The organism is Streptococcus mitis (assembly GCF_013305725.1).
Taxonomy (GTDB): domain Bacteria; phylum Bacillota; class Bacilli; order Lactobacillales; family Streptococcaceae; genus Streptococcus; species Streptococcus mitis_BO.
In genome coordinates this window covers 1,429,061-1,452,912 of the sequence record NZ_CP047883.1, presented here as the reverse complement: position 1 = coordinate 1,452,912, position 23,852 = coordinate 1,429,061, and the positions used below count along the sequence as shown (strand labels likewise).

General features: G+C 40.1%; 16 protein-coding genes. 11 read left to right on the top strand and 5 right to left on the bottom strand.

The features are described 5' to 3' along the window. Positions 1-17 precede the first annotated feature (17 nt). The 6 genes from ftsE (at position 18) to metK (ending at position 7,911) form a co-directional block, all read left to right on the top strand. On the top strand, positions 18-710 hold the full coding sequence (gene ftsE, locus M594_RS07105; RefSeq protein ID WP_125452598.1) for a cell division ATP-binding protein FtsE: 693 nt from the start codon (positions 18-20) through the stop codon (positions 708-710). Further along, the gene (gene ftsX / locus M594_RS07100; protein WP_124787747.1) at positions 703-1,629 is read left to right on the top strand and encodes a permease-like cell division protein FtsX; all 927 of its coding nucleotides are present in this window, start codon (positions 703-705) and stop codon (positions 1,627-1,629) included. Before ftsE ends, ftsX begins: the two co-directional genes overlap by 8 nt. 188 nt (positions 1,630-1,817) lie before the next feature. Then, complete coding sequence (locus tag M594_RS07095; protein WP_173876362.1) at positions 1,818-3,998, top strand: PTS transporter subunit IIBC; 2,181 nt, start codon at positions 1,818-1,820, stop codon at positions 3,996-3,998. 51 nt (positions 3,999-4,049) lie between these two features. Next, complete coding sequence (locus tag M594_RS07090; RefSeq protein ID WP_173876361.1) at positions 4,050-4,865, top strand: endonuclease/exonuclease/phosphatase family protein; 816 nt, start codon at positions 4,050-4,052, stop codon at positions 4,863-4,865. Positions 4,866-5,005: 140 nt separating this feature from the next. Then, positions 5,006-6,349 (top strand): DEAD/DEAH box helicase, encoded by a 1,344-nt coding sequence (locus M594_RS07085; protein ID WP_173876360.1) that lies wholly within the window; start codon positions 5,006-5,008, stop codon positions 6,347-6,349. A 371-nt stretch (positions 6,350-6,720) separates the two neighbouring features. Continuing rightward, on the top strand, positions 6,721-7,911 hold the full coding sequence (gene metK / locus M594_RS07080) for a methionine adenosyltransferase (RefSeq protein WP_173876359.1): 1,191 nt from the start codon (positions 6,721-6,723) through the stop codon (positions 7,909-7,911). 83 nt (positions 7,912-7,994) lie between these two features. Here the strand turns inward: metK and M594_RS07075 are convergent, their stop codons facing one another. The 5 genes from M594_RS07075 to M594_RS07055 all read right to left on the bottom strand — a co-directional run bounded on the left by M594_RS07075 (position 7,995) and on the right by M594_RS07055 (position 12,423). Beyond that, positions 7,995-8,630, bottom strand: a complete 636-nt coding sequence (locus tag M594_RS07075) for a GNAT family N-acetyltransferase (RefSeq protein WP_173876358.1) — start codon at positions 8,628-8,630, stop codon at positions 7,995-7,997. Between the two features lie 134 nt (positions 8,631-8,764). Further along, positions 8,765-9,064, bottom strand: coding sequence for a DUF1827 family protein (locus M594_RS07070; protein ID WP_000767189.1), 300 nt, complete (start codon positions 9,062-9,064; stop codon positions 8,765-8,767). A 57-nt stretch (positions 9,065-9,121) separates the two neighbouring features. Beyond that, a complete protein-coding gene (locus tag M594_RS07065; RefSeq protein ID WP_173876357.1) occupies positions 9,122-9,574 on the bottom strand; it encodes an NUDIX hydrolase in 453 nt (150 codons plus the stop codon). 129 nt (positions 9,575-9,703) lie between these two features. Next, entirely contained in the window at positions 9,704-11,962 is a 2,259-nt protein-coding gene (locus M594_RS07060) for an ATP-dependent Clp protease ATP-binding subunit (protein ID WP_173876356.1), read from the bottom strand. 230 nt (positions 11,963-12,192) lie between these two features. Then, positions 12,193-12,423, bottom strand: coding sequence for a DUF1797 family protein (locus M594_RS07055; protein WP_049515694.1), 231 nt, complete (start codon positions 12,421-12,423; stop codon positions 12,193-12,195). A gap of 190 nt (positions 12,424-12,613) precedes the next feature. On the opposite strand from M594_RS07055, the gene M594_RS07050 reads away from it, so the two are divergent. From M594_RS07050 to M594_RS07030, 5 genes are all read left to right on the top strand, one after another. Next, positions 12,614-13,297: an amino acid ABC transporter permease gene (locus tag M594_RS07050; RefSeq protein ID WP_001011639.1), complete on the top strand. Its 684-nt coding sequence runs from the start codon at positions 12,614-12,616 to the stop codon at positions 13,295-13,297. After that, positions 13,297-14,031 (top strand): amino acid ABC transporter ATP-binding protein, encoded by a 735-nt coding sequence (locus tag M594_RS07045; RefSeq protein ID WP_173876355.1) that lies wholly within the window; start codon positions 13,297-13,299, stop codon positions 14,029-14,031. Before M594_RS07050 ends, M594_RS07045 begins: the two co-directional genes overlap by 1 nt. 153 nt (positions 14,032-14,184) lie before the next feature. Beyond that, on the top strand, positions 14,185-15,042 hold the full coding sequence (locus tag M594_RS07040; RefSeq protein ID WP_173876354.1) for a bifunctional methylenetetrahydrofolate dehydrogenase/methenyltetrahydrofolate cyclohydrolase: 858 nt from the start codon (positions 14,185-14,187) through the stop codon (positions 15,040-15,042). Between the two features lie 379 nt (positions 15,043-15,421). Next, a complete protein-coding gene (locus M594_RS07035) occupies positions 15,422-22,735 on the top strand; it encodes an SIALI-17 repeat-containing surface protein (RefSeq protein ID WP_173876353.1) in 7,314 nt (2,437 codons plus the stop codon). A 258-nt stretch (positions 22,736-22,993) separates the two neighbouring features. Next, positions 22,994-23,845: an NAD(P)H-hydrate dehydratase gene (locus M594_RS07030; protein WP_173876352.1), complete on the top strand. Its 852-nt coding sequence runs from the start codon at positions 22,994-22,996 to the stop codon at positions 23,843-23,845. Positions 23,846-23,852: the final 7 nt, after the last annotated feature.

Sequence of the window (23,852 nt, the reverse complement as noted above, 5' to 3'; positions counted from 1 at the left end):
GATAGAAAGGAACTCACATGTCAATTATTGAAATGAGAGATGTCGTCAAAAAATACGACAACGGAACGACTGCCCTACGTGGTGTTTCGGTAAGCGTTCAACCAGGGGAATTTGTTTACATCGTAGGACCTTCAGGAGCAGGAAAGTCAACATTTATTAGAGCTTTGTACCGAGAAGTCAAAATCGAAAAAGGAAGCTTAACAGTAGCAGATTTTAATCTAGTTAAAATCAAGAAGAAAGATATTCCGCTTCTACGTCGTAGTGTTGGGGTGGTCTTCCAAGACTATAAACTCTTGCCAAAGAAAACCGTCTATGAAAATATTGCCTATGCAATGGAAGTTATTGGTGAGAGTCGCCGTAATATCAAAAAACGTGTTATGGAAGTTTTAGACTTGGTTGGATTGAAGCATAAGGTTCGTTCTTTTCCAAATGAACTTTCGGGGGGAGAACAACAACGGATTGCGATTGCACGTGCTATTGTAAACAATCCCAAAGTATTGATTGCGGACGAACCAACAGGAAACTTGGACCCGGATAATTCATGGGAGATCATGAATTTGTTGGAACGCATCAATCTCCAAGGTACAACTGTCTTGATGGCTACCCACAACAGTCAGATTGTAAATACCTTGCGCCACCGTGTCATTGCCATTGAAAATGGCCGTGTCGTTCGTGACGAAGCTAAAGGAGAATATGGATACGATGATTAGTAGATTTTTTCGTCATTTATTTGAATCATTAAAAAGTTTGAAACGAAATGGCTGGATGACAGTTGCTGCTGTTAGTTCGGTTATGATTACTTTGACACTTGTTGCCTTGTTTGCATCTGTTATTTTTAACACGGCAAAATTGGCTACCGATATTGAAAACAATGTCCGAGTGATGGTTTACATTCGTAAGGATGTAGCCGACAATAGTGAGACTATTGTAAAAGAAGGTCAAACAGTAACCAATAATGATTACCATAAGGTATATGATGCTTTGAAAGCTATGCCCACTGTTAAAAGTGTTACCTTCTCAAGTAAAGAAGAGCAGTACCAGAAATTAACTGAAACGATGGGCGATGATTGGAAAGTTTTTGAAGGGGATGCCAATCCACTCTACGATGCTTACGTAGTAGATACAAATACCCCAAGTGATGTCCAAAAAGTAGCTGAAGAGGCTAAAAAAATTGAAGGTGTGTCAGAAGTTCAAGATGGCGGTGCAAATACCCAGCGTCTTTTCCAACTTGCTTCCTTCATTCGTGTTTGGGGATTAGTTATAGCTGGTCTGTTGATCTTTATAGCAGTGTTCTTAATTTCCAACACTATTCGTATTACAATCATTTCACGTAGTCGTGAAATTCAAATCATGCGTTTGGTGGGGGCTAAAAATGGTTATATCAGAGGTCCATTCTTATTAGAAGGTGCCTTTATCGGTTTGTTTGGTGCTGCAATCCCATCAGTTTTAGTTTTCTTTGTTTACAATATGGTTTATCAATCTGTAAATAAATCATTGATTGGGCAAAACTTGTCAATGATTACACCAGATATATTTATACCTCTCATGATTGCACTTCTTTTTGTTATCGGTATCTTTATTGGTTCAATTGGATCTGGTATATCAATGAGACGTTTCCTAAAGATTTAATACTATATTTCTTGAAATGCCAGAATAATAATGTAAATATAAAAGAGGAAGTGTAAAAACTTTCTCTTTTTTCTTTCTTTTTTTTATAAAAGCCTTTACAAAAAAAAATAAAGTGGTATAATTAATACATAGCTAAGTGCAAACGTTTTCGTAAAACGTTTGCCTAAATAAAAATAAAGGAGATTTGAATGATGAAAGATACATTCAAAAATGTCTTGTCTTTCGAGTTTTGGCAAAAATTCGGTAAGGCTTTGATGGTGGTTATCGCGGTTATGCCGGCTGCTGGTTTGATGATTTCAATCGGTAAGTCACTTGTGATGATTAACCCAACTTTTGCACCACTTGTCATCACAGGTGGGATTCTTGAGCAAATTGGTTGGGGGGTTATCGGTAACCTTCACATTTTGTTTGCCCTAGCAATTGGAGGAAGCTGGGCTAAAGAACGTGCTGGTGGTGCTTTCGCCGCTGGTCTTGCCTTCATCTTGATTAACCGTATCACTGGTACAATCTTTGGCGTATCAGGAGATATGTTGAAAAATCCAGAAGCTATGGTAACAACTCTCTTTGGTGGATCAATCAAAGTTGCTGATTACTTCATTAGCGTTATGGAAGCACCTGCCTTGAACATGGGTGTGTTCGTAGGGATCATCTCAGGTTTTGTAGGGGCAACTGCTTACAACAAATACTACAACTTCCGTAAACTTCCTGATGCACTTTCATTCTTCAACGGGAAACGTTTCGTACCATTTGTAGTTATTCTTCGTTCAGCAATCGCTGCAATTCTACTTGCTGCCTTTTGGCCAGTAGTTCAAACAGGTATCAATAGCTTTGGTATCTGGATTGCCAACTCACAAGAAACTGCTCCAATCCTTGCACCATTCTTGTATGGTACTTTGGAACGTTTGCTCTTGCCATTTGGTCTCCACCACATGTTGACAATCCCAATGAACTACACAGCTCTTGGTGGTACTTATGAGATTTTGACGGGTGCAGCTAAAGGTACTCAAGTATTTGGTCAAGACCCACTATGGCTTGCATGGGTAACAGACCTTGTTAACCTTAAAGGTACAGATGCAAGTCACTACCAACAATTGTTAGATACTGTTCACCCAGCTCGTTTCAAAGTTGGACAAATGATCGGTTCATTCGGTATCTTGATGGGTGTGATTGTGGCTATCTACCGTAATGTTGATGCTGATAAGAAACACAAATACAAAGGTATGATGATTGCAACTGCTCTTGCAACATTCTTGACAGGGGTTACTGAACCAATCGAATACATGTTTATGTTCGTCGCAACACCTATGTATCTTGTTTACTCACTTGTTCAAGGTGCGGCCTTCGCTATGGCTGACGTCGTGAACCTACGTATGCACTCATTCGGTTCAATCGAGTTCTTGACTCGTACACCTATTGCGATTAGCGCTGGTATCGGTATGGATATTGTTAACTTTATCTGGGTAACTGTTCTCTTTGCCGTAATCATGTACTTTATCGCAAACTTCATGATTCAAAAATTCAACTACGCAACTCCAGGGCGTAACGGAAACTACGAAACTGCTGAAGGTTCAGAAGAAGCTAGCAGCGAAGTGAAAGTTGCAGCAGGTTCTCAAGCTGTAAACATTATTAACCTTCTTGGTGGACGTGCAAACATCGTTGATGTTGACGCATGTATGACTCGTCTTCGTGTAACTGTTAAAGATGCTGATAAAGTAGGAAATGCAGAGCAATGGAAAGCAGAAGGAGCTATGGGTCTTGTCATGAAAGGACAAGGGGTTCAAGCTATCTACGGTCCAAAAGCAGACGTATTGAAATCTGATATCCAAGATATCCTTGATTCAGGTGAAATTATTCCTGAAACTCTTCCAAGTCAAATGACAGAAGCGCAACAAAACACTGTTCACTTCAAAGGTCTTACTGAGGAAGTTTACTCAGTAGCAGACGGTCAAGTTGTTGCCTTGGAACAAGTGAAAGATCCAGTATTTGCTCAAAAAATGATGGGTGACGGATTTGCTGTAGAACCTGCAAATGGAAACATTGTATCTCCAGTTTCAGGTACTGTATCAAGCATCTTCCCTACAAAACATGCTCTTGGTCTTGTGACTGAATCAGGTCTTGAAGTATTGGTTCACATTGGTTTGGACACAGTAAGTCTTGAAGGAAAACCATTTACTGTTCATGTAGCTGAAGGACAAAAAGTTGTAGCAGGTGATCTTCTTGTCACAGCTGACTTGGATGCTATCCGTGCAGCAGATCGTGAAACTTCAACAGTGGTTGTCTTCACAAATGCTGAAGCTATTAAATCAGTTAAATTAGAAAAAACAGGTTCTCTTGCAGCTAAAACAGCAGTTGCTAAAGTAGAATTGTAATACACTTGAGGTTGGAAGCTGTTTTCCAACCTCTTGTTTTAGGAGAAAAGCATGAAATTTTTAACACTCAATACTCATAGCTGGATGGAAAAAGAAGCTGAGGAAAAATTCCAGCTCTTGCTTGAAGATATTCTTGATAAAGATTATGATTTGATTTGTTTCCAAGAAATCAATCAGGAGATCACTTCACCAGAGGTCGAGGTTAATGACCTTTATCAAGCTTTGCCAGCAGCTGAGCCTATTCACCAAGACCATTATGTTAGACTTTTGGTTGAAAAGTTATCAGAGCAAGGAAAAGATTACTACTGGACTTGGGCCTATAACCATATCGGTTATGACCGCTACCATGAAGGTGTGGCTATCTTGTCTAAAACACCTATTGAAGCAAGAGAAATTTTGGTTTCAGATGTGGATGATCCAACAGATTATCATACTCGTCGTGTTGCCTTGGCTGAAACTGTAGTTGATGGTAACGAGCTTGCAGTTGCAAGTGTCCACCTTTCTTGGTGGGATAAAGGGTTCCAAGAAGAATGGGCACGATTTGAAACTGCCTTGAAAGAATTGAACAGGCCACTTTTGCTTGCTGGAGATTTCAACAACCCAGCTGGTCAGGAAGGTTACCAAGCTATTTTAGCTAGTCCATTAGGCTTACAAGACGCATTTGAAGTTGCTCAAGAGAAAAGTGGTAGCTATACTGTTCCACCAGAAATTGATGGCTGGAAGGGGAACACAGAACCCCTTCGAATCGACTATGTTTTTACTACCAAAGAGTTAGCGGTGGGAAATTTACATGTCGTATTTGATGGTAACAAGAGTCCACAAGTTAGTGATCACTATGGCTTGAATGCTATTTTAAACTGGAAATAAGGACTGAAAAGAGGTTGGAATTATAACATTCCAGCCTTTTTCTGACTAGAAAAGCTACTGGAAATAGCCTAAATAAGTGAGACTACTGTAATGGAATAAAATATGGTATAATTGATAAGATAGATAGAATCGAGGATATTATGTCATTTACGAAATTTCAATTTAAAAACTATATTAGAGAAGCCTTGGAGGAGTTGAAATTTACAACTCCAACAGAGGTGCAAGATAAGTTGATTCCTATTGTTTTGGCCGGTCGTGACCTAGTCGGTGAATCAAAAACAGGTTCAGGTAAGACTCATACATTCTTGTTACCGATTTTCCAGCAACTAGATGAAGCTGGTGATAGTGTACAGGCAGTGATTACGGCACCGAGCCGTGAGTTGGCTACTCAGATTTACCAAGCAGCTCGTCAGATTGCAGCCCACTCAGAGGTGGAAGTTCGTGTGGTTAATTACGTGGGTGGTACAGATAAGGCTCGCCAGATTGACAAATTGGCAAGCAACCAACCTCATATTGTTATCGGTACGCCAGGCCGTATCTATGACTTGGTTAAATCTGGTGGTTTAGTTATTCATAAGGCTAAGACCTTTGTGGTCGATGAGGCTGATATGACCTTGGATATGGGATTCTTGGAAACTGTTGATAAGATTGCTGGTAGCCTTCCAAAAGACCTACAGTTCATGGTCTTCTCAGCTACTATTCCACAAAAACTGCAACCATTCTTGAAAAAATACTTATCAAATCCTGTTATGGAGAAAATCAGGACCAAAACGGTTATTTCTGATACTATTGATAATTGGTTGATTTCGACCAAGGGCCGAGATAAGAATGCTCAAATTTACCAGTTGACTCAGTTGATGCAACCGTATTTGGCAATGATTTTTGTTAACACTAAAACGCGTGCTGATGAATTGCATTCATATCTGACTGCTCAAGGCTTGAAGGTGGCAAAAATCCATGGGGATATTGCCCCTCGTGAACGCAAGAGAATCATGAATCAGGTAAAAAATCTAGATTTTGAGTATATTGTCGCAACAGATTTGGCAGCGCGTGGAATTGACATTGAAGGTGTTAGTCATGTCATCAATGATGCCATTCCGCAAGATTTATCTTTCTTTGTGCACCGTGTTGGTCGTACTGGAAGAAATGGCCTACCAGGTACAGCTATTACCCTTTATCAGCCAAGTGATGACTCGGATATCCGTGAGTTGGAGAAGTTGGGAATCAAGTTTACTCCTAAGATGGTCAAAGACGGGGAATTTCAAGATACTTATGACCGTGATCGTCGTGCCAACCGTGAGAAAAAACAAGATAAACTTGATATCGAAATGATCGGTTTGGTTAAAAAGAAAAAGAAAAAAGTCAAACCAGGTTATAAGAAGAAAATTCAATGGGCGGTTGATGAAAAGCGCCGCAAAACCAAGCGCGCTGAAAATCGTGCTCGCGGTCGTGCAGCGCGTAAAGCAAAACGCCAAACATTTTAATAGTAATTGTTGGAGTACTGAGCTCCAACTTTTTTTATTTATGAGAACGAACTATCTAAACAGAAACACTACATTAAAGACTGTAAATTGCGTTAAAAAATGGTATAATGATAAAGTTATATAGTCCCGATAAGATGGTAGAAATTTCTATTTTTTTGTTTCGAGTCGTAACTCGCAAAGAATGACGGCTCTAAAGTAGTCGCTCGTCATTTTACGGTTGCCGCTATAAGGCGGTCACCCTATGCGCCTTACTAGCTTCAGAAATAAAAAAGTATCGTTTTTATTTCTTACGCGTTGTAACTCTTAGAAAATGAAAATACCTATCAGTACTTTGTAACTCTATAACACTATTTTTAAGGGGGGACATTTTTATGTCAGAACGTAAATTATTCACGTCTGAATCTGTATCTGAGGGGCATCCAGATAAGATTGCAGACCAAATTTCAGATGCGATTTTGGATGCTATTTTAGCTAAAGATCCAGAGGCGCACGTTGCTGCGGAGACAGCTGTATATACTGGTTCAGTCCATGTTTTTGGTGAAATATCTACAAATGCCTATGTGGATATTAACCGTGTGGTTCGTGATACCATTGCAGAGATTGGCTACACTAATACAGAATATGGTTTTTCTGCTGAGACTGTAGGAGTACATCCATCTTTGGTAGAACAATCTCCTGATATTGCCCAAGGTGTTAACGAAGCCTTGGAGGTACGTGGGAATGCAGACCAAGATCCGCTTGACTTGATTGGTGCTGGAGACCAAGGGCTCATGTTTGGGTTTGCAGTGGATGAGACAGAAGAACTCATGCCATTGCCAATCTCACTCAGCCACAAGTTGGTTCGTCGTTTGGCAGAACTTCGTAAGTCTGGTGAAATCAGTTATCTTCGTCCTGATGCTAAATCACAAGTTACAGTTGAGTATGATGAAAATGACCGTCCAGTACGTGTGGATACAGTCGTTATTTCCACTCAGCACGATCCAGAAATTAGCAATGAACAAATTCACAATGATGTGATTAGCAAGGTTATCAAGGAAGTTATTCCAGCTTCTTACTTGGATGAGCAAACCAAATTCTTCATCAATCCAACTGGTCGCTTTGTAATCGGTGGACCTCAAGGGGATTCAGGTTTGACTGGTCGTAAGATCATCGTGGATACCTATGGTGGCTACTCTCGTCATGGTGGAGGTGCCTTCTCTGGTAAGGATGCGACTAAAGTGGACCGTTCAGCTTCTTATGCGGCTCGCTACATTGCCAAGAACATCGTTGCAGCAGGTCTTGCTAAGAAGGCAGAAGTGCAATTGGCCTATGCCATCGGTGTGGCCCAACCAGTTTCCGTTCGTATCGATACTTTTGGTACTGGAACGGTAGCTGAAAGCAAGCTTGAAAAAGCAGCGCGTCAAATCTTTGATCTTCGCCCGGCAGGAATTATCCAAATGCTGGATCTTAAACGTCCAATTTACCGTCAAACAGCGGCTTATGGACACATGGGACGTACAGATATTGACCTTCCATGGGAACGTTTGGATAAGGTAGATGCTTTGAAAGAAGCTGTAAAATAGATAAGAAAACCAACGTTTTGAACGTTGGTTTTTATAAATATAAGTTATCCTTATTTAAATAGGATTTGTAAATTGCTAGTCTGTTATAATTTATTTATTGTTTTTAAAAATACCCAGTTACCAATTGATTTTGATCCGTATTCTAGCTCCATAAAGTCTAGTAGTCCATAATCGTTTTTTTCGTAGAATGAGGCATTTCTTGCTGTGCTGGTAATGAGACCCAAGTGCTTACAGCCTTTTGATTTGACATAGGGTTCAATCCCTTGTGTCAGAAAAGTACTGCCTATTCCCTGCCCCTTACTTGCTGTATTGACAGCTAAAGTCATCAAATACCAATCAAACTCTCCAGATTCTTCTAAATGCTTCTTAGAACGTTTTACAAAGTCAAAGTATTTAAAAAGATTTCGTGGTCGAATGTATCGAAAAATGTTTGTCCCACCATTTTGTAGATAGGATAGTATACAGAAATCTTTTTGTTGCAAAAGGGCGACTGCTAGTAATTCTCCATCTTGTTCTGCAACTAAACAGTTTCCTTTTTTAATATAGACTCTAGTGAGCAATGTTTGTAATGTTTCTACAAAATTAGGATAATAATCAGGTTTCTTTAAATCATCAGTTATAATCGTTAAAAAGGGATAGTCAAGAAAGGAATTGGCTAATAATTTTCCAATTTTTTCGTATTCTTCAAGTCTTGCCTCTCGATATATCATGTCTCCCATACTTGTCTCCTTTGTTAGCTATAAAATCTTATATAATGTGATTTCAAGATAAAAAATTGGAGATGATTTAAAAAGCTAAATAAACCCAATTTTGTTCCATAAGGTTTAAAAGACTTTTTAATCTCTCCAAGATTTTATTTGGTTGGAATCGAAATTCCAATTAATTTTTCTGAATAGAGGGTTTTGATATTGGCTTCATCAATAGAGTCCTTATCAATTTTACGTTTCAAGAAAAATTCTTGAATAGCTTCGATTTCAGGTTCGCGAATAGCGCGGTGTTTGTTTGAGATGAGGATTTCATAGTGAAGCGGAGCTTGGGTAAAAATAACATCTGTATTACCTGCAGAATAGACCTCAACAAGGGTTGCATCTGTACTTTCTAGCTGGCTTTTTACAAGTTGCGAGTGTGAGTTTGTCGTATTGATAAGCTTCATAACATTTCCTCCGATTTCTAATTCTATTATAGCACTTTTTGAATAAAGTGGCTTGATTTAGCCAATCTTATGCTGTTTTTTCCAAGATTCGATGGCCCATTTATGGCTACCACGTTTGAGATTTTCAATAGCCTTGTCAATAGGGAACCAGGCAATATGATTAAAGTCTTCTAGTGGCTTTTGCACTTCTTTGAAAGAAGTCGCTTCATAGAGGTAGGCAGGATTGTAGTAGTAGGTGTCACGGTGACGAGAGTAGAAATATTCGTCAGCTTGTCCGTAATAGGTACCAATTTCAGCTGTGAAGCCAAGCTCTTCAATCAATTCACGTTTTAGGGCTTCCTGATGGTTTTCACCTGCTTCAATTTCGCCACCTGGTAGGAACCAAGCACCATTAGGTGCTTGAACAAGAACAATTTGTTTTTGTTCAGCATCAGGGATAACTGCATATACGCCATAGCGTGAAACATAGTCTGTATTTGCTTTCTTTTCTCCGAAAGTTGGGTTTGCCATTGGATTTTCCTCATTATTTATTATCTTTATTATTATCTTAATGGACAAAGACCGAGCTGTCAAGAATTTATAGTTATTTTAATAAAAAGGAGCAGAAAATTTTCATTTTCTACTCCTTTTCTATAGGATTTATACTTCTTTTTCAGAAGTTTTTACTTCAGCTTTTTTGGCAGATTTAATCTGAATGTTGCCCTTGCTGGTCATAACTGCCTTGAGGTCTTTTTCACTTGGGTTTTCAAGGTAGTAGTCTGTGATAGCATCTTCAATATGGTCTTGAATGGTACGACGGAGTGGCCGCGCCCCCATTTTTGGATCATAACCGAGGTCAACTAATTTTTCCTTGACCTTTTCAGTTACATCTAAATGAATGTTGTTGCTAGAAAGGCGCTTGTTAACGTCTGCAAGCATAAGCTCGACAATCTGAAGGAGGTTGTCCTTGCTGAGAGCCTTAAATTCGATAATACCATCAAAACGGTTCATAAACTCTGGGCTAAAGAAGTTACCGAGTTCACCGAGAACAGAGTTGGTACGTCCTTCTCTAGCAGCCCCAAATCCAACGCTGGCTTCTGCCTTACCTGTACCTGCATTTGAAGTCATGATGATGATGGCGTCCTTGAAGCTAACGGTACGTCCTTGTCCATCTGTTAAACGACCATCGTCCAAGACTTGAAGGAACATATGCATGACATCTGGATGGGCTTTCTCTACTTCATCCAAGAGAATAAGAGAGTAGGGATTGCGGCGGACTTTTTCAGTTAATTGCCCAGCCTCGTCATAGCCGACATAACCTGGAGGGGCACCGACTAATTTCGCCACACTGTGTTTTTCCATATATTCACTCATATCAAAGCGAATCATGCTGTCAGCAGAACCAAAAAGTTCAATGGCTAGTTGTTTGGAAAGTTCTGTCTTACCGACACCAGTTGGTCCGACGAAGAGGAAGCTTCCGATTGGGCGGTTAGGCGTACCGAGACCGACACGATTACGGCGAATAGCCTTGGCTATCTTATCAACTGCATCGTCCTGTCCAATAACATGAGACTTGAGGTCTTCAGCTAGATGGATGAGTTGAGATTGTTCTTTCTCTTTCAAATCGCCAACAGGAATGTTGGTTTTCTGCTCGATAATGTGCTCAATGGTTTTCTCACTGATGATAGGAGTATCTTGGTCTGTGACCTTTTTCTTTTGCATTTCCTTATACTTGGCAATCTGGTCGCGGAAATAAGCCGCCTTCTCAAAATCTTCCTCTCGTGTAGCTTGAGATTTGAGATTTTCAGCCTCAATCAAGCGCTGATCAATTACTTTAGGATCGACAAAATTCAAGGTCAAGTTCATCTTAGAACCAGCTTCATCCAGGAGGTCGATGGCCTTGTCAGGCAAGAAGCGATCTTGGATGTAGCGATTGGAAAGAGTTGCAGCTGCTTCAATTGCAGCATCGGTATACTGAACGTGGTGGTAGTCTTCGTATTTCTTTTGAATTCCTTTGAGGATAGTGATTGTTTCTTCCACTGTTGGTTCATCGACCTTAACAGGTTGCATACGACGCTCTAGGGCTGCATCCTTTTCAATGATACGGTATTCATTGAGGGTAGTAGCACCGACCAATTGCAGTTCTCCACGAGCAAGGGCGGGCTTGAGGATATTTCCTGCATCCATATTGCCATCGCCTGCAGAACCAGCACCGACAATTTCATGGATTTCATCGATAAAGAGGATGATATCCTCACGTTTGCGAATTTCTTCCATGAGTTTTTGCATGCGTTCTTCAAATTGTCCACGGATACCCGTTCCTTGAACTAGGCTAACCACATCCAGACGGATGACTTGTTTGCCTTGTAGTTTATGGGGAACATCTCCATCAACTACTTTCTGAGCTAGACCTTCGACAACGGCAGTTTTTCCGACACCTGGTTCACCGATAAGAACAGGATTATTCTTGGTTCTGCGATTGAGAATTTCTATGACACGGATAATCTCATCGTCGCGCCCAATAACGGGGTCAATATCTCCACGACGGGCAATTTCAGTTACGTTGATACCAAATTCTTCCAGCAGGCCTTTTTCTTGGCTTGGTGGAGGAGTTTGAGCAGGTCCACGATTTTGGGAACCATAACCGCCATTTCCACCGTAACCTCTACCTGATTGGGTTGGGGGAGTCGGAGGAGTATTGCTAGAAGGTCTAAAATTATTTAGGTCATTGAAGAAATCACCGAAAGGATCAAAGTCACGATTGTTCAGATCAGTTATACCTTTAAAGAGGCTATTGTTAGGATCTGTCTTGATAATCTTATAGCAGTTTTGACAGAGGTCAATTTGTTTTTGCTTTCCATTGAGATTGGTATAAAGATGAATTGTTGAGTCATTGATTTTACAGTTTTGACAAAGCATACATCTACCTCATTTCTTTCTTTAGCTTGACCTGTCCAAAGGTCAATAATAGTCAAATTTCTATACTCTCATTATAACAGGATTGGGGTGTAAATCAAGTAAAAAGATTGAGGCTTTGAGAAGTTATTATAATGAAAATATTTGTGGATTTGGACTATAAAAAAATCCTATTTGTGAGACAAAAAGGATTTTGGTTAGACATGCAGGGTGTAATCCCAGCTTGTTTTGTATTAGTAAAGGAGTTCGTAAATCTCCATTGCAATCAAGTCAATGCTGTCAAACGTATAAGTTTCGCGAGCTTCGACATCACGAAGGGTAAAGATTGAGCCGTTTTCTTCGTCGTGGCTGTATGCAACTTCTGCAACAACAACTCCTTCGCGTTCAAAATTACGTTTTAAATTTCCACCGTCTTTTGTCATTGCTTCAAGGCGGTTGATGATTCTAACCAAATGTGATTCCATTTTGATTCTCCTTCATTTCTTATCGTTACTATTTTACCATAAAGGAGGTCAACTTGCCTAGAAAAAACTAAGATTTCTCGCTAATTCTACTAGCTTAAAGGTTTTTTGAATAAATTAGACAAAAGATTTGAATTTTAATTCAATACATGTTATAATCATACAGTATTCTATTTTAGAAAGCAGTGTGACTATGAATTTTTCTTTTTTACCTAAGTATTTACCTTATTTTAACTATGGGGCTGTCGTGACGGTTCTCATTTCTATCTGTGTTGTCTTTTTTGGGACTATTTTGGGTGTTGTCTTGGCTTTTGGGCAACGTTCAAAGTTTAAACCGCTTGTTTGGCTCGCCAACTTGTACGTTTGGATTTTCCGCGGGACACCGATGATGGTTCAGATTATGATTGCCTTTGCCCTTATGCACATCAATGCTCCGACTATTCAGGTTGGAATTTTGGGTGTTGATCTTTCTCGTCTGATTCCAGGGATTTTGATTATCTCTATGAACAGTGGTGCCTATGTTTCTGAGACTGTTCGTGCTGGGATTAATGCGGTTCCAAAAGGTCAGTTAGAGGCGGCCTATTCTTTAGGGATTCGTCCTAAAAATGCGATGCGCTATGTGATTTTGCCACAAGCAATCAAAAATATCTTGCCAGCATTGGGGAACGAATTTATCACTATTATCAAGGATAGTTCCCTCTTATCAGCTATCGGTGTTATGGAGTTATGGAATGGGGCTACAACAGTTTCTACAACAACCTATCTACCTTTAACACCACTTTTATTTGCAGCCTTTTATTACTTGATTATGACCTCTATTTTGACAGTAGCCTTGAAAGCTTTTGAAAAACGTATGGGACAAGGAGATAAGAAATAATGACAGAAACCTTGATAAAAATTGAAAATTTACATAAATCCTTTGGAAAGAATGAAGTATTGAAGGGCATCAATCTCGAGATTAAACGTGGAGAGGTTGTCGTTATTATCGGTCCTTCAGGGAGTGGGAAATCTACCTTGCTTCGCTCTATGAATTTGTTGGAAGAAGCGACCAAGGGTAAGGTTATCTTTGAGGGAGTTGATATTACGGACAAGAAGAATGACCTGTTTGCCATGCGTGAGAAGATGGGCATGGTTTTCCAACAATTTAATCTTTTTCCTAATATGACTGTGATGGAAAATATCACCTTGTCACCTATCAAGACCAAAGGTGAGAGCAAGGCAGTTGCTGAGGAGAGAGCCCAAGAGCTTTTGGAAAAAGTTGGTTTACCAGATAAGGCAACTGCTTATCCACAGAGTTTGTCAGGTGGTCAGCAACAGCGGATTGCTATTGCGCGTGGTTTAGCTATGGAACCTGATGTTTTGCTTTTTGACGAGCCAACTTCAGCCTTGGACCCTGAAATGGTAGGTGAGGTATTGGCTGTTATGCAAGACCTTGCTAAGTCAGGGATGACTATGGTTATCGTAACACATGAAATGGGATTTGCTCGTGAGGTGGCAGACCGTGTTATCTTTATGGCAGACGGTGTGGTTGTTGAAGACGGAACACCAGAACAGATTTTTGAACAAACCCAAGAACAACGGACTAAAGACTTCTTGAGTAAGGTTTTATAATCTATTTTAAAATTTCAAGACAAGATTAGTGAAAAGCTCGACCAGAGCTTTTTCTTATAGTTTGAAACTATAGGATAGCCTAGGAAAGAAGTGTTAGAGGGGACCAGTAGTTTTTGGTATAATGGAAGATATTTGAAAGAAAAGAGAAGTGATATGACACAGATTATTGATGGGAAGGCTCTAGCAGCGAAGTTACAAGGACAGCTGGCTGAAAAGACTGCAAGATTAAAGGCAGAAACGGGGCTAGTACCTGGTTTGGTAGTGATTTTGGTTGGGGACAATCCTGCCAGCCAAGTCTACGTTCGTAACAAGGAGAGGTCAGCCCTTGCGGCTGGATTCCGTAGTGAAGTTGTGCGAGTTCCAGATACCATTACTCAAGAGGAATTGTTAGACTTGATTGCCAAATACAATCAAGATCCAGCTTGGCATGGAATTTTGGTCCAGTTACCATTACCAAAACATATTGACGAAGAGGCAGTTTTATTAGCTATTGATCCTGAAAAGGACGTAGATGGTTTCCATCCCCTAAACATGGGGCGTCTTTGGTCTGGTCATCCAGTCATGATTCCTTCTACACCTGCAGGAATTATGGAAATGTTCCATGAATACGGGATTGACTTGGAAGGTAAAAATGCGGTCGTCATCGGTCGTTCCAATATTGTTGGAAAACCTATGGCCCAGCTTCTTTTGGCAAAGAATGCTACAGTGACTTTGACCCATTCACGTACTCATAATCTTGCCAAGGTGGCTGCTAAAGCAGATATTCTGGTTGTTGCAATCGGTCGTGCCAAGTTTGTGACTGCTGACTTTGTAAAACCAGGTGCAGTTGTCATCGATGTCGGGATGAACCGCGATGAAGATGGTAAGCTCTGTGGGGATGTTGATTATGAGGCAGTTGCCCCACTTGCTAGCCATATTACGCCAGTTCCTGGAGGTGTCGGTCCTATGACCATTACCATGCTGATGGAGCAAACCTATCAGGCAGCACTTCGGACATTGGATAGAAAATAGGAAAAAAGAAGGTAGAATAATGTTTTACCTTCTTTTTATGTAGTGTATGTAAATGAATGCAGTCTATGATGATATGAATCCATAAACTATAAATTTGAAGTATGAAAATGCTATTAATGGAATGAAATTTGTATTGGAAAGAGTCTAGAATAGAAAGCTACTTTCATTGCACCTATTTCTTTTGAATGAACTTATCTTGCATACCATTTTATTAGGTTAAATTGATGGAAAATGATTGCAATTTTAGGTGTGTTTTGATATATTCAATATATAAAATATATTATCGAACTTGGTACTTGTTTGTGTATTCAGAAGGAGGTTATTTTTTAAAATAAAGTAAACGCTTACTTTGTATCAAGAAAAAGAAATGAGGATTTTAATGAACAAAAGACTTTTTGATAAACGTTGTCATTATAGCATTCGTAAATTTGCAATAGGTGCGGCATCTGTAATGATTGGGGCTAGTATATTTGGTATTTCAGCTGTACAAGCTGAGGAAGTGGCTTCATCCAATACTCAAACAGAAGAAACAACTGTTCATCAACCTCAGCCTTTAGATAAGCTTCCTGATGATGTGGCAGCTGCTATCGCAAAGGCTGATGAGAATGGCGGGCGTGAGTTTGTAAAACCCAAAGCTGAGTCGACAGAAGATAAAGTGACTAAGGATACAGAAACTACTAGACCTGCTAACGATGGTAGTCATGAATTGGCTAGTCCTAAAGTGGAAACTCCAAATAAAGTAGAAGAAAGAACCAAAACTGAGGACAAACAGAAATCTGAAGAGACAAATCCAAAGCCTGTTGAATCTGCAGTAACAGCTGGAACAGAAGTAAAAGAGGATTCTAAAAAAACTTCTGAAAAGGACCAAGTGAAAGCAGACACTGAGATCAAACCTTCTTCTGAAAAATCGCAAGCACTATCTGGAGAGTCAAACAAAGCTGAAGTTGAAAAGGAAAAACAGCTATTATCGGATCGAAAACAAGATTTTAATAAAGATTGGTATTTTAAACTAAATGCCCAAGGAGATTTTTCAAAAAAAGATGTGGATGTTCATGACTGGTCTAAATTGAATCTTCCTCATGATTGGAGTATTTATTTTGACTTTGATCACAAATCTCCCGCGCGTAATGAAGGTGGACAGTTAAATGGTGGAACAGCTTGGTATCGTAAGACTTTCACATTAAATGAAGCAGACAAGAATAAGGATGTTCGTATCAATTTTGATGGGGTTTACATGGATTCAAAGGTCTATGTAAATGGTAAATTTATAGGACATTATCCAAGTGGCTATAATCATTTTTCATATGATATCACAGAATTTTTAAACAAGGATGGTAGTGAAAATTCAATTACTGTTCAAGTGACCAATAAGCAACCAAGTAGTCGTTGGTATTCAGGAAGTGGGATTTATCGTGATGTAACTCTTAGTTATCGTGATAAAGTCCATGTTGCCGAAAATGGTAATCATATCACTACTCCAAAACTTGCTGAGCAAAAAGAAGGGAATGTTGAAACACAGGTTCAAAGTAAGATTAAAAATACGGATAAGAAGGCTGCTAAAGTCTTTGTGGAACAACAAATCTTTACTAAGGAAGGCAAGGTTGTTTCAGAATTAGTGCGCTCTGAAACGAAGAATTTAGCAGAAAATGAAGTTGCAGATTTCAGACAAACAATCCTAGTTAATAAACCAACTCTTTGGACGACAAAAAGTTATCATCCTCAACTGTATGTGCTGAAAACAAAGGTTTATAAAGAAGGTCAACTAGTTGATGTAACAGAAGATACATTTGGTTACCGTTATTTCAATTGGACTGCTAAGGATGGTTTCTCTCTGAATGGTGAACGCATGAAATTCCACGGAGTAAGTATTCACCATGACAATGGAGCTTTGGGTGCAGAAGAGAATTATAAGGCTACCTATCGGAAATTAAAACTCCTGAAAGATATGGGGGTTAACTCTATTCGAACAACCCACAATCCAGCTAGTCCTCAGTTGCTTGATGCTGCAGCTAGTTTAGGTCTTTTGGTGCAAGAGGAAGCTTTTGATACTTGGTATGGTGGCAAGAAGACTTACGACTATGGACGGTTCTTTGATCAAGATGCAACTCATCCTGAAGCTAAGAAGGGGGAGAAGTGGTCTGATTTTGATCTTAGAACAATGGTAGAACGTGATAAGAACAATCCGTCTATCGTCATGTGGTCTCTTGGAAATGAAGTAGAAGAGGCAAATGGTAGTCCTCGTTCTATCGAAACTGCTAAACGTTTGAAGGCTGTCATTAAAGCGATTGATACCGAACGTTATGTTACCATGGGTGAGAATAAATTTAGTCGTGCAGCAACAGGTGATTTCTTAAAAGTTGCAGAAATCATGGATGCTGTCGGTATGAACTATGGTGAACGTTTTTATGATGCGGTTCGTAGAGCGCATCCAGACTGGCTCATTTATGGTTCTGAAACCTCTTCAGCTACTAGAACGCGTGATTCTTATTACAATCCTGCTCAAATCCTTGGACACGATAACCGTCCAAATCGTCACTATGAACAATCTGACTATGGTAATGACCGTGTTGGATGGGGAAGAACAGCTACTGAGTCATGGACTTTTGACCGTGATCGCGCTGGCTATGCTGGACAATTTATCTGGACAGGAATTGACTATATCGGTGAACCAACTCCATGGCATAACCAAGATAATACACCTGTGAAGAGCTCTTACTTCGGCATCATCGATACGGCTGGTTTACCGAAGAATGATTTTTACCTTTACCGTAGTGAATGGTATAGTGCTAAAGAAAAGCCAACTGTTCGCATTTTACCACATTGGAACTGGACTGAAGAGACACTTAAGGATCGCAAGATGCTGGTCGATGGAAAGGTTCCGGTTCGTACCTTCTCAAATGCTGCAAGTGTCGAATTGTTCTTAAATGGTGAGTCGCTTGGTAAAAAGGAATTTACTAAGAAAACGACAGAAGATGGACGTCCATATCATGAGGGGGCTAAACCAAGTGAATTGTATCTTGAGTGGCTTGTGAAATACCAACCAGGCACACTGACTGCGATTGCTCGAGATGAAAAAGGCAACGAAATTGCGCGTGATAGTGTGACAACTGCTGGGGAGCCAGCAAGGGTTCGTCTGACTAAAGAAGAGCATGTTATCACTGCAGATGGAAAAGACCTATCCTACATCCATTACGAAATTGTTGATGGCGATGGGAATGTGGTTCCGACAGCTAACAATCTTGTTCATTTCAATCTTCATGGTCAGGGACAGATTGTTGGTGTGGATAATGGAGAACAAGCTAGCCGTGAGCGCTACAAAGCTCAAGCAGATGGGACATGGCAAAGACGTGCTTTCAATGGTAAAGGGGTTGTCATTGTAAAATCAACAGAAAAAGAAGGTAAATTTACTCTTTATGCAGATTCTGCTGGCTTAACTTCTGATAGCGCAACGGTCGCAACTGTGTCTGGTAAGAAAGAAAACCGTCACTTTGTATCCTATGCTCCTGTAAAAGCAACAACTGATGTTAGCACAAATCCTGTATTACCTCAGACAGTAACAGCTATTTATAGTGATGGTAGTGTTGAAGAGAAGTCTGTAACTTGGGACGTGCCAGCTGACTTACTTACAAGCGCAGGTGAGAAGAAAGTATCTGGACGTGTAGAAGGTTTGGAAACCAAAGCTGAGGCACTTGTAAAAGTGATTGCCTTAGATAGATGGTTACCAAAAGTTGCTACAGTACCAGTTGGTACAACTGCAGCTGATTTGGATAAAACAGTCACAGCTGTTCTGACAGATGGTAGTTTGATTGATACTGATGTTGTTTCTTGGACCTTGAAAGATCCTGCTGCTTTGACCAAGGAAGGGGGACGTACGGAGGCTATTGGTAAATTGGTAGATGACGACCGTGAAGTGACTGCCACCTTTATCGCAAGCAGTAAGGAAACAACAAGTAGCATTACAGGACTTACTGTTGGGGATAAAGCTCTTGAGAACTTCGAGTCTGGCAAGACTTATTATCGTGTATCTCTTCCTTACACTGGAACAATTCCAAGTGTTGGAGCTCAGACTACTGGTTATCAAGTAACTGTTCAGCAAGCTTCTGCTGATAATGGTTATCAGGCCTCTGTCTTCTTGAGTGACCAAAAGGGTGACTTGGTTCAAACTTACCTAATTCAGTTTGTGAAGGAAGCTCCTGCCTTGAAACGTTTGGAAGTAGTTGTGGAAGGAAAAGAAACTGCTACTGAAGATCAGGTCTTAACTTATCGTGTCATTGGTAGTTATGAGGATGGTTCTCAAACAGAATTTTCAGCTTCAGATATTCACTTAGAAGCTAAATCATCTGATGGTGGGCATCTTGAGGTGAATGGACAGAACTTGTTGCTCTATACTAAGGGAAGAGTGACTTTGACACCTCGGATCGATAATCAAACAGAGAAAACAGAATCTGTAACTACTGAAGTGGTGATTAAAGAAAATAAAGTCAGCAAGAAGATTTTGAAACTTCATCCTGTATCTATTTCTACAGACATTAATCAGCAACCGAATCTACCTAAAGAAGTTGGAGCAGAATTTGATAAGGGCTTACCACGCAAAGTATCTGTAACTTGGGACAAGGTAGATGAAAAAGAATTGGGACATTATCATAGCTTTACGCTTAAAGGACATGTAGAAGGCACAGATATTGAAGCTCAAGCAACGGTGACAGTTGAAGGCTTGCAAGTTGCAGAGGAAATCAGCCTTACTCTTCCTAAGGGTGAGACAGTTCAATTGCCAGCTAATGTTCGTGCTTACCATTCTAATGGAACAACTATCTATAAAGATGTAGTTTGGGATCAGGTTCCAGCCAACTTTAGTCAAACAGAAGGAGTCTATGAAATCAATGGTCGTTTAGTGGGTAGCAGTCTGACCACTAAAGCTCATGTTCGAGTATCTAGTCAAGTTGTTGCTGGGAATAATATCTCTAAACAATGGACAGGTTCGCAATTGCCAGCTGCCATTGTATCCAATACAGGAGGAGATGACTCAGCTAATGCCTTGAACGACCTGACTGTGTCAAGAACGTCAACAGATGCTAAAAATAGATGGACTACTTGGAGAACAAATACTGATAATGATTGGGCTTCTATCTTGTTTGGTAATTCAGGAGACTTGACGAAACGTTTTGTCAATAATTTATCAGTTGATTTCTATACTGATGGAGCAATTGGTCTTCCAAAAGAATATGTAGTTGAATATTATGTAGGTAAAGAAATTCCTGATTTACCAAGTGATGTCAGTCATGCGCAACGAGATAGCAATCATCCATTTAATAATCCAGACAATTGGAAAGTAGTTGAAAACTTACATGCTCCAAGTCAGCTATCTGCAACTCAAACAAATCACTTCACATTTGACAAGGTAGAAACCTATGCTGTTCGTATTCGTATGAAGAAGGCTGATGGAACTTCAGGTGTTGGTCTGACAGAGCTAACTGTCCTTGGAAACAAGGTAGTAAGCTCTACAAGTTCAGAGATTTCTATCAAGGTAGATGGCAAGGATCTTGAACACTTTAATCCATCTAAGACCGATTACTATATTCCTCAATCTAGCAAAGAAATCACTGCAACAGCTAGCAATAATGGTTTGGTAACAGTTGTTCCTGCAACCAGTCCAAAAGGTGCAACACGTCTTATTTTGAAGGCTGAAGATGGCACTATTTTAAAAGAATATCGGATCTACCGTAATGATGAAAAAGATACAAGTCTACCTTTAGCAGCTGAAAATGGTGCAACTACTTTGAAGCTCGGAGATACCCTTCAACTTCCATCAGAAGTCACTGTTTATTATCCAACTTCAAATACTTGGACTACAGATAAACTGGCAGTGAAGTGGGATGCTATTCCTGAACATGCGACAGAGCATGAGGGAACATTTGAAATTACCGGTCATGTCATTGGTACAAATCTAACCACTAAAATGCAGGTGACAGTTGTTTCTAAAGTAAATCAAGTCATTTCAGAAAATCCAAGCAACAATGAAACGGATTCTAAAGCCTTTGCTTCGACAACGAACGATACACAAGCAGCTTCACATGATAGAATTTTCTATATCAATGATGGAAAATTTAATGAGGAGGGACGTTGGACAAACTGGTCTCGTACTCCGAAAAATGAAGAAACTTCTGTCGGACTACTCTTTAAGAAGGATGGTAAAATTGCCTCTCAGTCTATTGGAAAAGTAGCCATTCAGTTCTTTAAAGACAGTGGAACAGATGCCCCAGAGAAAATGGTTCTAGAAAGATATATTGGCCCTGCCTTTACAGAACCAACTACTATCTCTCGTTATGAAGAAAATGCTGATCATCCATTTAACAAGGCAGAAAATTGGGCACCAATTCCTTACAAAGCTTCTGGAGAATTAGTAGCTGGGAAACCAATCGAGTTTAACTTTGAACCGGTTCAAGCGACAGCTATTCGTGCTCAAATGACTCGTAAGTCTACTACTAACGGGCTAGCAGTAGTCGAATTTACAGCCTACTCTGCAGGCAAGGAAGCAGAAGTCGAAACACCATCAGCGACTATTTCGATCGATGGAAAATCATTGGAAAACTTTGATCCAAATGTGACAGAGTACACCCTAACAACAATGGGAACTAAACCAAAAGTCACTGCGACAACTAGTGGACATGGAGTAGTCACAGTAGTGGATCATGGAAATACAAATCTTCCAACACTCGTTCGTCTTGTTTCCAAAGAAGGAAATTTGGTGAAAGAATATCGTTTACACTTTAAGTCTACCTTCCAAACAACACCGACAGAAGGCGTTAAGAATTTAGTAGCAGAAACTCCAAGTTTGGAAATTGAAAAGACTCCGCTTCCGTTTAAAGAAGTTATTCGTGAAACTCCTGAACTTGCTCAAGGTAAACGTCGTGTAGTTTCTGAAGGACAAGCTGGAGAAAAAGTTGACTATATTCAAGTATCAGGAACTACTAGAACTCTTGTTCATTCTGAACAAAGAAAAGCTCAAGATCGTATTATTGAGATAGGAGTAAAACCATCTATTTCAAATAGTAAGGGTGAGGAACCTGCGCCAGTAAACGAAGTTCCAGAATTCAAAGGCAGTGCTAACTTTGTAGAAGCAGCAGTCAATGAAGTTCCAGAATTCAAAGACGGTGCTAACTTTGTAGAAGCAGCGGTAAACGAAGTTCCAGAATTCAAAGGCGGTGCTAGCTTTGTAGAAGCAGCGGTCAATGAAGTTCCAGAATTCAAAGGCAGTGCTAACTTTGTAGAAGCAGCAGTAAACGAAGTTCCAGAATTTAAAGGTGGTTCTAACTTTGTAGAAGCAGCGGTCAATGAAGTTCCAGAATACACAGGAGTTCTAGCTACCGTAGGCGATCAAGCCACTCCAACAGTAGAGAAACCAGAGTTCCAAGGTGGAGTCAACTCCGTTATGGCCTTGAAACATGAACTACCAGAGTATACAGGTCCATTGTCAACCGTAGGTGACCAACCAGCACCGACAGTAGAAAAACCAGAGTTTAAACTAAGTTCGTTAGAAAAAGCTCAGGCTCCAGAAGTACCAGTTCAAGTTGTTAAAGAAGACAAGAGATTGCCAGAAACTGGTGAAAAACAGTCAGAAACAGCTATTTTCTTGGCAGGTGTTACCTTGGCCTTATCAGCAGCTTTATTAACTGCAAAACGCAAAGAGGATTAGTCTGTGCGTCTAATACCATTCTATTTGTATAGATTAGTAGAAGATAAAAAATGAATCGATAAATGAGTCGAATAGATGGAGAGGACCAATTAGGCCTCTCCGTCTTTACTAGTAAAAATGGAATCGTTTACTTTCGCGTTTGGACGAAAGGTGAGTAGAGGGGCTTTGTCCCCTCTTCTTCTATATGAACGAAGAGATTTATATTTAAGATGCAAGGTGGATAGACTTTATAGTATAATGAATAGAGAGGAAAAAACGATGAGAGTGATTGAGCAAGCATTATTAGAAAAAGTCATTATTGAACGTCCTCGTTCTAGTCATAAAGGAGACTATGGCCGTTTGCTGTTGCTTGGTGGGACGTATCCTTATGGTGGTGCCATCATCATGGCTGCTTTGGCAGCTGTTAAAAGTGGAGCTGGTTTGGTGACTGTTGGAACAGATAGGGAAAATATCCCAGCTTTGCACAATCATTTACCTGAGGCTATGGCCTTTTCTCTGCAAGACCAGCAATTGTTAAAAGAGCAGTTGGAGAAGGCAGAAGTGGTCTTAGTGGGGCCTGGTTTACGAGACGATGCTTTTGGAGAAAGTCTAGTAAAACAGGTCTTTGCTAGCTTAAAAAAGAATCAGACTTTGATTGTAGACGGAGGGGCCTTAACCATTCTTGCTAGGACAAGTTTGTCGTTTCCATCTAACCAGCTTATCCTAACTCCCCACCAAAAAGAATGGGAAAAGCTGTCTGGTATTGCTATTGAAAAGCAAAACGAAGATGCAACAGCTAGTGCCCTGACTTCCTTTCCTCAAGGAACAATTTTGGTGGAGAAAGGTCCAGCTACTCGTATTTGGCAAGCTGGCCAGTCTGATTGTTACCAGTTACAGGTTGGCGGTCCCTATCAGGCGACTGGTGGTATGGGAGATACACTAGCTGGAATGATTGCAGGATTTGCAGGCCAATTTCGACAGGCCAGTCTCTACGAACGTGTGGCAGTAGCGACTCATCTTCATTCAGCAATAGCCCAAGAACTATCTCAAGAACATTATGTGGTCTTGCCGACGGAAATCAGCTCTTATCTGCCCAAAATAATGAAAAAAATATCTCAAAAAGGCACCTGATAGTTTC

Coding starts and splice junctions, on each gene's coding strand:
- M594_RS07040 (WP_173876354.1), top strand. CDS start 14,185: ATGACACAGATTATTGATGGGAAGGCTCTAGCAGCGAAGTTACAAGGA.
- metK (WP_173876359.1), top strand. CDS start 6,721: ATGTCAGAACGTAAATTATTCACGTCTGAATCTGTATCTGAGGGGCAT.
- M594_RS07035 (WP_173876353.1), top strand. CDS start 15,422: ATGAACAAAAGACTTTTTGATAAACGTTGTCATTATAGCATTCGTAAA.
- M594_RS07030 (WP_173876352.1), top strand. CDS start 22,994: ATGAGAGTGATTGAGCAAGCATTATTAGAAAAAGTCATTATTGAACGT.
- M594_RS07095 (WP_173876362.1), top strand. CDS start 1,818: ATGATGAAAGATACATTCAAAAATGTCTTGTCTTTCGAGTTTTGGCAA.
- M594_RS07055 (WP_049515694.1), bottom strand. CDS start 12,423: ATGGAATCACATTTGGTTAGAATCATCAACCGCCTTGAAGCAATGACA.
- ftsE (WP_125452598.1), top strand. CDS start 18: ATGTCAATTATTGAAATGAGAGATGTCGTCAAAAAATACGACAACGGA.
- M594_RS07060 (WP_173876356.1), bottom strand. CDS start 11,962: ATGCTTTGTCAAAACTGTAAAATCAATGACTCAACAATTCATCTTTAT.
- M594_RS07090 (WP_173876361.1), top strand. CDS start 4,050: ATGAAATTTTTAACACTCAATACTCATAGCTGGATGGAAAAAGAAGCT.
- M594_RS07075 (WP_173876358.1), bottom strand. CDS start 8,630: ATGGGAGACATGATATATCGAGAGGCAAGACTTGAAGAATACGAAAAA.
- M594_RS07045 (WP_173876355.1), top strand. CDS start 13,297: ATGACAGAAACCTTGATAAAAATTGAAAATTTACATAAATCCTTTGGA.
- ftsX (WP_124787747.1), top strand. CDS start 703: ATGATTAGTAGATTTTTTCGTCATTTATTTGAATCATTAAAAAGTTTG.
- M594_RS07085 (WP_173876360.1), top strand. CDS start 5,006: ATGTCATTTACGAAATTTCAATTTAAAAACTATATTAGAGAAGCCTTG.
- M594_RS07070 (WP_000767189.1), bottom strand. CDS start 9,064: ATGAAGCTTATCAATACGACAAACTCACACTCGCAACTTGTAAAAAGC.
- M594_RS07065 (WP_173876357.1), bottom strand. CDS start 9,574: ATGGCAAACCCAACTTTCGGAGAAAAGAAAGCAAATACAGACTATGTT.
- M594_RS07050 (WP_001011639.1), top strand. CDS start 12,614: ATGAATTTTTCTTTTTTACCTAAGTATTTACCTTATTTTAACTATGGG.